Raw genomic sequence first — 8,549 nt, 5'->3', positions numbered from 1 at the left:
GTTGGCGAACCAGCCGCCGGAGCCGTCGTCGTGGACCTGGTAGCCGAAGAACGCGCGCTTGCCGGAGACGAGCCGCATCGCGCCGCCGGTCGACGGCTCGCCGGTCCGCGTCATCCGCGCGCCGAAGCCGAGCAGACCGGCGTACCGCGGGCTCGGCGCCTGCGGGTCGATGAGCCGCCGCACGGTCGAGCGCATGCCGTCCGCGCCGACCAGCAGGTCGGAGTCCACTTCGGACCCGTCGGCGAAGCGCGCGGTGACGTGCGGGCCGCGGTCGACGGCGTCGACGAGTTCGCTGCCGTGCACGACGGTGATCCCGCGCCGGACGGCCTCCTCGCGCAGCACTCGGTGGAAGTCCTGACGCCACACCAACAACTGCGGCGGCTCGCTGCCGAACCGGCCGAGCGTCCGCCCGTTCCAGCTCTGCAGCTCCATGGCGGTCATCGGCGTGCCGATCTCCCGCACGGCGTCCGCGAGCCCCAGCACCTCCAGCGCCTGCAACCCGTTCGGCGCGATGCTCAGCGCACCGCCCGAGCCGTCGGCCGTGCGGTCGTAGCGCTCGTGGACGCTCGCGTCGATCCCGGCTTTCCGCAGTGCCATCGCGGCGACGGGCCCGCCGATGCCGCCGCCGATCACGGTCGCTCTCATCGTTCCCCCTCGTGGAAGCGCGCCCACAGCGGGCGCCAGTCCTTGATGCGCTCCAGGAAGCCCTGGACGAACGCGACCTCGGCGTTCAGCAGCGCGGTGCGGTACTCCTCCTCGACCAGGAAGAGCGGGTGCGCGTCGGCGCCGGCCACGATCGCCTCGATCTCGTCGAGCTGCCGGCGGAGCCCGTCCAGCCGGGCGTGCAGCAGCGCGGTCACCTCGTCCGGGTGCAGCGCCGAGATCATCGACAGCGCCGCGACGAACCGCGGGTGCTCGTGCTGCGGCTCCGCGACCAGCTCCCGCATCCAGTCCTTCAGCTCCGCCCGCCCGGCGTCGGTCAGCGCGTAGACCGTCCGCTCCGGCCGCTGCCCCTCGCGGGACGTCCCCTGTTCCGCGATGAAGCCGGCCTTCGCGAGCTGCCCGAACACCATGTACAGCGAGCTGTGCGTGAACTTGATGCTGCGGTCGTCGCCGTGGGCCCGCATGAGCCTGCTGAGCTCGTACGGGTGCAGGGGCTCGCGGACGAGATAACCGAGCACCGCGAGCCCCAGCAGGTTGCCGACCTTGCGCTTGGACGCCACCGCCACCTCCTAGTCAATACTGACTATCCAGGAATGACTAGTCAGAGTCAACTATCCGTCAGGGCGCGACGGGGTCGATCCGGAGGTGGTCCGAACAACCCTACGTATGGGGCTGGTGACGAACCGCGACGACTGGTTCGTTGGACGGGCGGGAGCCTCCCTGTCACCGGCTCCCCGTCCCTGTACCCAAGGAGACCACCATGCTCGTACGAAAGGCCGCGCGGGTCGTCGTGGCCGTGCTGGGCCTGCTGCTGCCGCTGGTCGCGGTCGGTGCGCCCAGCGCGTCGGCGGACCCGCAGGCTTTGGCGCGCACGCTGTACTACGACGTCAGCCAGGCACAGGAGTTCGCCGCGGACTGGGACACCGCCGCGGCCAACTGGAACAAGTCGGTCACCAACGTCAAGCTGGCCCGCCGGGCCTCCGGGACGCCGACGAACATCCGGATCCTGGCGGACGACGGCTGGCCGCGCGCGTACGTGTCGTCGCTCGGCAACGGCACCGTGTACATGGGGCGGCAGGCCGTCCAGCAGGGCTACTACCGGCCGCGGATCTCGACGCACGAGATCGGGCACATCCTCGGCCTGCCGGACCGGCGGACGGGTCTGTGCACGGACCTGATGTCCGGCTCCAGCGCACCGGTGTCCTGCCGCAACGACCTGCCGAACTCGGCCGAGCGCGCCGAGGTGGACCGCAGGTTCGCCGGGCTGCTCGCCGCGTCGGACGTCCGCGCGGCGGGTTACGCGGGCAGCGAGGAGTGCTTCGTGTACTGATCCGCGGCGCGGGCGCGCCGCGGGGCGCCGCGCCGCCCCCCCCCGCCGCCCCCCCCCCCGGGCCCCGCCCGCGCACGGCCGTGCTGTCGCCCGACCGACCACGGCCTTGTTCACCGCTCTGACCGCGTGCAGGCGGGGGCCGGCCGTCGCCGGCGTGACCTGGCCGGAGTGCAGGCGGACGGACAGCTCGGCCGGTCACCGCGCTCGTAGGAGTGCAATCGTGCCCAGTGCGAGATGATCGGTGCTGTGGAGGCTGGTGGTGCGGAGTCGGCGGAAGGGGCGGGCGATGCCCCCGACGCTCCGGTCCACGACGACTCCCCGGTCCACGACACGTTCGACACCGCCAACACGGTCAACAGCAGCGGGTCCGTCGGGCCGTTGGTGCAGGCCGGCATCATCCACGGTGGGGTGCACCACTACGGCACGCGTCCGCCGGCAGAACTGCCCCACCGGTCCGGTCGCGTGCCCCCGCGCGCCGACGCCTTCCAGAGCCGTGACATCGGTGTCGGGTGGGACGCGCCGGCCGCGCCGGGTGGCCTGTGGAACCACGTCGACGTGCTGTCCGGCCTGGGCGGGGTGGGCAAGACCCAGCTGGCCGCCGGCTGCGCCGAGCGGGCGTGGGCCGAGGGCGTCGTCGACCTGCTGGTCTGGGTCACGGCCTCGTCCCGCGAGGCCGTCGTCGGGGACTTCGCGCGGTTGGCCACGGACCTGACCGGTACCGAGGACACCGACCCGGCGATCGGCGCAGACCGGCTGCTGGCCTGGCTCGCGAGCACTCCGAAGCGGTGGCTGGTCGTGCTCGACGACGTGCGGGACCCGGCCGACCTGCTCGACCTGTGGCCCCCGCGCACCGCGTTCGGCCGAGTGGTGGTGACCACCCGTCGTCGGGACGCCGCGCTGCGCGGCGAGGGGAGGCGGATGGTCGAGGTCGGCCTGTTCACCCCCGATGAGTCCGCCGCCTACCTCAAGGCCAAGCTCGCCGACCGCGACGGGTGGCAGTCTGGCGCACGGGAACTGGCCGCCGCGCTGGGCCACCTGCCGCTCGCCTTGGCGCAGGCCGCGACCTACCTGCTCGACCGGCGGCTGACCTGCGCCGAGTACGTGCGACGCTTCGAGGACCGGCGCCGCGAGTTGCGCGCTCTGCTGCCCGAACCGGGATCACTCCCCGACCAGCACCGGGATACGGTGGCCGCGACCTGGGCGTTGTCGGTCGCCCAAGCTGACCGCCTGGAACCGGCGGGACTCGCCGCACCCCTGCTGGAGGTGATGGCGCTCCTCGACCCGAACGGCATCCCGGTCGGCGCGCTCACCGCGCCCGCCGTCCTGTTCCACCTGAAAGCCGTGACAGGGGCAGAGGTCGGCGCAGAGCAGGCCCGGGACGCGTTGATGTGCCTGGACCGCCTCAGCCTGATCGCGTTCGACCCGACCAACGTCCACGCGGAGGTGACCGTCCACGCCTTGGTCCAGCGCGCAGTCCGCGACCGGTACACCGAGGAGAGAGCGCGCTTGCTGCCCACGGTGGCCGCAGACGCGCTGTTGCAGGTGTGGCCGTCGATCGAAGCGGACACCGCACTCGTGCAGTCACTGCGGGCCAACGCCGCCGCGGTGCACGCCGCCGCGGAAACCGAGCTCTGGCGGGAGGGCCGGCACTCGCTGCTGCACCGCGCGGGGGCCAGCCTCGGCGGCAGCGGCCTGGCCGGTGCCGCCTGCGACTACTTCCGGCAACTGCTGGAAACCGCCCGCCGCCAGTTGGGCCCGGACCACCGCGACACGCTCGCCTGCACGGCGGACCTGGCGTTCTGGCAGGGCGAAGCGGGCCTGCTGGGTGCGGCCGTCGAGACCCACGAGTTGCTGTTCACCGAACGGCTCAGGCTGCTCGGACGGGACCACCCCGAGACCCTCGGCGCCTTGGGCGACTTCGCGCACTACATGGCGGAGACGGGCGACGCGGCGCGAGCGGCGGCGGTGTTCCAGCGCTTCCTCACCGATCCGTCGACGGCGGTGGGTGCCGGCCACCCGGCCGACTGGAGCTGGAACGGCGTTCCGGGCCGGCGTCACGCGGAGGTCGCGCAGGCGGTGGCGGTCCACGAGGACCTGCTCCGGGTGCAGTCGGAGGTGCTGGGGCCGGACGACCCGGCGACCCTCACGACCCGCGGTCGCCTCGCGCGGTGGCTGGGGGAGGCGGGGGACCGGCGAGGCGCGGCGACCGCGTTCGAACGGCTGCTGGCCGACCGGGCGCGGGTGCTGGGGGCGGACCACCCCGACACCTTGGCGACCCGCAACGACCAGGCCTTCGCGTACGGCGAGGGCGGCGACCCCGACCGTGCCGTCACCGTGTTGCGCGAGCTGCTGCGCGACCAGGAGCGGGTGCAGGGCCCGCTGCACCCCAACACGCTCGACACGCGCAACAACCTGGCGGTCTGGCAGAAGGAGAGCGGTGACCCCGCCGGGGCTCGGGCAGCCCTGCGAGCCCTGCTGGACGACCAGCTCACCATCCTCGGCCCCGACCACCCGAGCACGTTCACCACTCGTGGCCACCTCGCTCGCTGGAGTGGTGAGGCGGGCGACGCGCAGGCCGCCGCGTCGGCGTTCGAGGAGCTGCTGGCCGACCGGCTCCGGGTCCTGGGGCCTGACCACCCGAGCATCCGCAACACGCGGAGCAACCTCGCCTACTGGCGGGCCCGGGCCGACGCCGAGGAGGTTCCCGGCCCAGCTCGTCACTGACGAGTCCGGCGCGTCCGGCTCCGCTCAGCCGGGCCCGTCCTCGCGGTCGGTCGGTGCCAGCGCCTTCTCCGTCGCCTCGTCCGCCTCCACCCGGTGCTTGCCCGGCTTGGTCAGGGAGAAGTGCGACTCCTCGCGCATCCGCTCCACCATGTGCGGGTAGTGCAGCTCGAACGCGGGCCGCTCCGACCGGATCCGCGGCAGCTCGGTGAAGTTGTGCCGCGGCGGCGGGCAGGACGTCGCCCACTCCAGGGAGTTGCCGAAGCCCCACGGGTCGTCGCGCTCGGCCGGGTCACCGAACCGGTAGCTGCGCAGCACGTTCCACACGAACGGCAGCACGGAAGCGCCCAGCACGAACGCCCCGATCGTGGAGATGGTGTTTAGCAGGGTGAAGTGGTCGCTCTCCAGGTAGTCGGCGTACCGGCGCGGCATGCCTATGTTGCCCAGCCAGTGCTGGATCAGGAACGTGCCGTGGAAGCCGAGGAACGTGGTCCAGAAGTGCAGCTTGCCCAGCGGTTCGTTCAGCATCCGCCCGGTCATCTTGGGGAACCAGAAGTACAGGCCCGCGTAGGTGGCGAACACGATCGTGCCGAACAGCACGTAGTGGAAGTGGGCCACCACGAAGTACGTGTCGGTGACGTGGAAGTCCAGTGGCGGCGAGGCCAGGATGATGCCGGTCAGCCCGCCGAGCAGGAACGTCGCCATGAACCCGATGCTGAACAGCATCGGCGTCTCGAACGTCAGCTGGCCCTTCCACATCGTGCCGATCCAGTTGAAGAACTTGATGCCCGTCGGCACCGCGATCAGGAACGTCATCAGCGAGAAGAACGGCAGCAGCACGGCGCCGGTGGCGAACATGTGGTGCGCCCACACCGCCACCGACAGGGCCGCGATGGCGAACGTGGCGAAGACCAGTCCTTTGTAGCCGAACAGCGGTTTCCGGCTGAACACCGGGAAGATCTCGCTGACGATGCCGAAGAACGGCAGCGCCACGATGTAGACCTCGGGGTGGCCGAAGAACCAGAACAGGTGCTGCCACAGGATCACGCCGCCGTTGGCCGGGTCGAACACGTGCGCGCCCAGGTGCCGGTCGGCGGCCAGGCCCATCAGGGCCGCGGTGAGGATCGGGAACGCCAGCAGGATCAGGATGCTGGTGACGAAGATGTTCCAGGTGAAGATGGGCATCCGGAACATGGTCATGCCGGGCGCGCGCAGGCAGCACACCGTGGTCACCATGTTGACGCCGCCCAGGATCGTGCCCAGGCCGCTCACCGCCAGGCCCATGATCCACAGGTCCGGGCCGATGCCCGGCGCGTGCACCGCGCTGCTCAACGGCGTGTAGGCGGTCCAGCCGAAGTCCGCCGCGCCGCCGGGCGTGAGGAAGCCCGCCATCACGGTCAGCCCGCCGAACAGGAACAGCCAGTAGGAGAACGCGTTGAGCCGGGGGAACGCCACGTCCGGGGCGCCGATCTGCAGCGGCAGGATGTAGTTGGCGAAGCCGAACAGGATCGGCGTCGCGTACAGCAGCAGCATGATCGTGCCGTGCATGGTGAACAGCTGGTTGTACTGCTCGTTGGACAGGAACTGCAGGCCGGGCCGGGCCAGCTCGCCGCGGATCAGCAGGGCCATCACGCCGCCGACCATGAAGAACATGAACGACGTGACCAGGTAGAGCACGCCGATCTGCTTGGGGTCGGTCGTGCGGAGCAGCCCGAGCAGCACGGCGCCCTTGGACCGTCGCCGGGCGGCGCCCGGGTGGGTGATCACGGGTTCCGGCTTGAGCGCGGTCATGCCGCCTCCCTAGTCCCGACGACGTGAGCCAGCCCACATGCTCCTCCCGTTCGGTGCACGGGGCAAACGCTCAGCCGGTCTGGGGCGCCTTGACCTGCTGTTCTATTGATCCTGTCGCCCGTTCGAGGAAGCGGAGCAACTCCACCGGGAACGGCAGCACCAGGGTCGAGTTCTTCTCCGCCGCCACCTCCACGATGGTCTGCAGCAGCCGGAGCTGGAGCGCGGCGGGCGTGGACGCCATCGCCGCGGCGGCCTCGGACAGCTTCTTCGACGCCTGGAGCTCGCCGTCGGCGGTGATGATCCGCGCCCGTCGCTCGCGCTCGGCCTCGGCCTGCCGCGACATGGACCGCTTCATGCTCTCCGGCAGCGCCACGTCCTTGATCTCGACCCGGTCGATCTCGACGCCCCACTCCAGCGCCGGGTTGTCGATCATCAGCTCGAGGCCCTGGTTGAGGCGTTCCCGGTTCGACAGCAGGTCGTCCAGCTCGCTCTTGCCGATGACCGAGCGCAACGAGGTCTGCGCGACCTGCAGCATGGCGAAGCGGTAGTCCTCGACCGTGACCACGGCCCGCACCGCGTCGACCACCTTGAAGTAGACGACGGCGTCCACCCGCACGGTGACGTTGTCGCGGGTGATGCCGTCCTGCGCGGGGATCGGCTGGGTGACGATCTGCAGGTTCACCTTCCGCAGCCGGTCGATGCCCGGCACGACCATCGTCAGGCCCGGTCCGCGCAACTGCGGGCGCACCCTGCCGAACCGGAACACCAGGCCCTGCTCGTACTGCTTGATCACGCGCGCGCTGCCGGCGAACCCCAGGGCGAAGACGCCCAGCGCGCCGATGACGATGTCCAGGATCATCGCGACCATCTCCCAGGTCCCCTGGTCGGAGGGTACGCCCGGGGGTCCCGCAGGGCGGACGTTTCGTGCGCCGTCCTACGCGCGAGTTAGGGTCGTTCACATGCAGACCTGGTCCTCCACCCCAGTCCCGCGGGTCGCGGGCGAGCCGCGCCCCCTGCGGCTGTTCGACACCAGCGCCGGCGAGGTGCGCCCCACCGCCCCCGGCGCCACCGCCGGGCTGTACGTCTGCGGCATCACCCCGTACGACGCCACCCACCTGGGGCACGCGGCCACCTACCTGGCGTTCGACCTGGTCCACCGCGTGTGGCTGGACAACGGCCACGACGTGCACTACGTGCAGAACGTCACCGACGTCGACGACCCGCTGCTGGAGCGGGCCGAGCGCGACCAGGACGACTGGGTCGTCCTGGGCATGAGGGAGACGGCGCTGTTCCGCGAGGACATGGTGGCGCTGCGGGTGCTGCCGCCGCGCGACTACGTCGGCGCCGTCGACGCCATCCCCGAGGTGGTCGAGGCCATCGCCAAGCTCATGGCCGGTGGCTCGGCGTACCGGGTGGACGACGTGGAGTACCCGGACGTGTACTTCGACCACTCGGCGTCGGGGCGGTTCGGCTACGAGTCGAACTACGACCGCGAGACGATGGACAAGTACTTCGCCGAGCGCGGCGGCGACCCGGACCGGCCGGGCAAGCGGCACCCGCTGGACGCGCTGCTGTGGCGTGCTGCCCGACCGGGTGAGCCGTCGTGGCCGTCGGAGCTGGGTGACGGCCGTCCCGGCTGGCACATCGAGTGCAGCGCCATCGCGCTGAACCGGCTCGGCACGTCGTTCGACGTGCAGGGCGGTGGGTCGGACCTGATCTTCCCGCACCACGACGTCTCCGCCGCGCACGCCGAGGCGTTGACCGGCGACCACCCGTTCGCCCGGCTCTACGTGCACGCGGGCATGATCGGGCTGGACGGCGAGAAGATGTCCAAGTCCCGCGGCAACCTGGTGTTCGTGTCGAAGCTGCGGGCGATGAAGGTCGACCCGAACGCGGTGCGGCTGGCGCTGTTCGCCGGGCACTACCGCGCCGACCGGCCGTGGAGCGACGCCCTGCTGGCGCCACCTCGCCAACCGGGCCTCGGCGTCGCGCAGGTGGTGGCCGCGGTGATCAGCACCGGGCTCGGCACGGCGATGGCCCGGTG

At 71.4% G+C, this 8,549-nt stretch carries 7 protein-coding genes; 3 read left to right on the top strand and 4 right to left on the bottom strand.

Annotated elements, in window-relative coordinates; translation table 11 throughout:
* Positions 1-645, bottom strand: a 645-nt coding sequence (locus AB0G02_RS22115; RefSeq protein WP_360797353.1) for an FAD-dependent monooxygenase, incomplete at its 3' end; no start/stop codon positions are given.
* Positions 642-1,223, bottom strand: a complete 582-nt coding sequence (locus tag AB0G02_RS22110; protein WP_360797352.1) for a PadR family transcriptional regulator — start codon at positions 1,221-1,223, stop codon at positions 642-644. The genes AB0G02_RS22115 and AB0G02_RS22110, both read right to left, overlap by 4 nt.
* A 200-nt stretch (positions 1,224-1,423) precedes the next feature.
* Between AB0G02_RS22110 and AB0G02_RS22105 the strand changes: the two genes are divergently transcribed.
* Both AB0G02_RS22105 and AB0G02_RS22100 read left to right on the top strand, forming a co-directional pair.
* Entirely contained in the window at positions 1,424-1,993 is a 570-nt protein-coding gene (locus AB0G02_RS22105) for a snapalysin family zinc-dependent metalloprotease (protein WP_360797350.1), read from the top strand.
* A 234-nt stretch (positions 1,994-2,227) separates the two neighbouring features.
* Positions 2,228-4,717, top strand: a complete 2,490-nt coding sequence (locus AB0G02_RS22100) for a tetratricopeptide repeat protein (RefSeq protein ID WP_360797348.1) — start codon at positions 2,228-2,230, stop codon at positions 4,715-4,717.
* A gap of 24 nt (positions 4,718-4,741) precedes the next feature.
* On the opposite strand, the gene ctaD is transcribed toward AB0G02_RS22100, so the two are convergent.
* Together ctaD and AB0G02_RS22090 are read right to left on the bottom strand one after the other, a co-directional pair.
* Entirely contained in the window at positions 4,742-6,505 is a 1,764-nt protein-coding gene (gene ctaD / locus AB0G02_RS22095) for a cytochrome c oxidase subunit I (RefSeq protein WP_360797346.1), read from the bottom strand.
* Between the two features lie 70 nt (positions 6,506-6,575).
* Entirely contained in the window at positions 6,576-7,364 is a 789-nt protein-coding gene (locus tag AB0G02_RS22090) for an SPFH domain-containing protein (protein WP_360797355.1), read from the bottom strand.
* Positions 7,365-7,464: 100 nt separating this feature from the next.
* Here AB0G02_RS22090 and mshC point away from each other — a divergent pair.
* The coding region (gene mshC, locus AB0G02_RS22085) for a cysteine--1-D-myo-inosityl 2-amino-2-deoxy-alpha-D-glucopyranoside ligase (protein WP_360797344.1) at positions 7,465-8,549 on the top strand (1,085 nt) is incomplete at its 3' end.

Origin of the sequence: Actinosynnema sp. NPDC023658 (genome assembly GCF_040639995.1) — a bacterium.
In the GTDB taxonomy this organism is placed as follows: Bacteria; Actinomycetota; Actinomycetes; order Mycobacteriales; family Pseudonocardiaceae; genus Actinosynnema.
Note: the sequence above shows the minus strand (reverse complement) of the source record. Positions and strands in the feature narration are given on the sequence as shown.

Bases quoted from the DNA above. Each gene is read 5' to 3' on its own strand.
- AB0G02_RS22105 (WP_360797350.1), top strand. From the start codon at position 1,424: ATGCTCGTACGAAAGGCCGCGCGGGTCGTCGTGGCCGTGCTGGGCCTG.
- AB0G02_RS22100 (WP_360797348.1), top strand. From the start codon at position 2,228: ATGATCGGTGCTGTGGAGGCTGGTGGTGCGGAGTCGGCGGAAGGGGCG.
- ctaD (WP_360797346.1), bottom strand. From the start codon at position 6,505: ATGACCGCGCTCAAGCCGGAACCCGTGATCACCCACCCGGGCGCCGCC.
- AB0G02_RS22090 (WP_360797355.1), bottom strand. From the start codon at position 7,364: ATGATCCTGGACATCGTCATCGGCGCGCTGGGCGTCTTCGCCCTGGGG.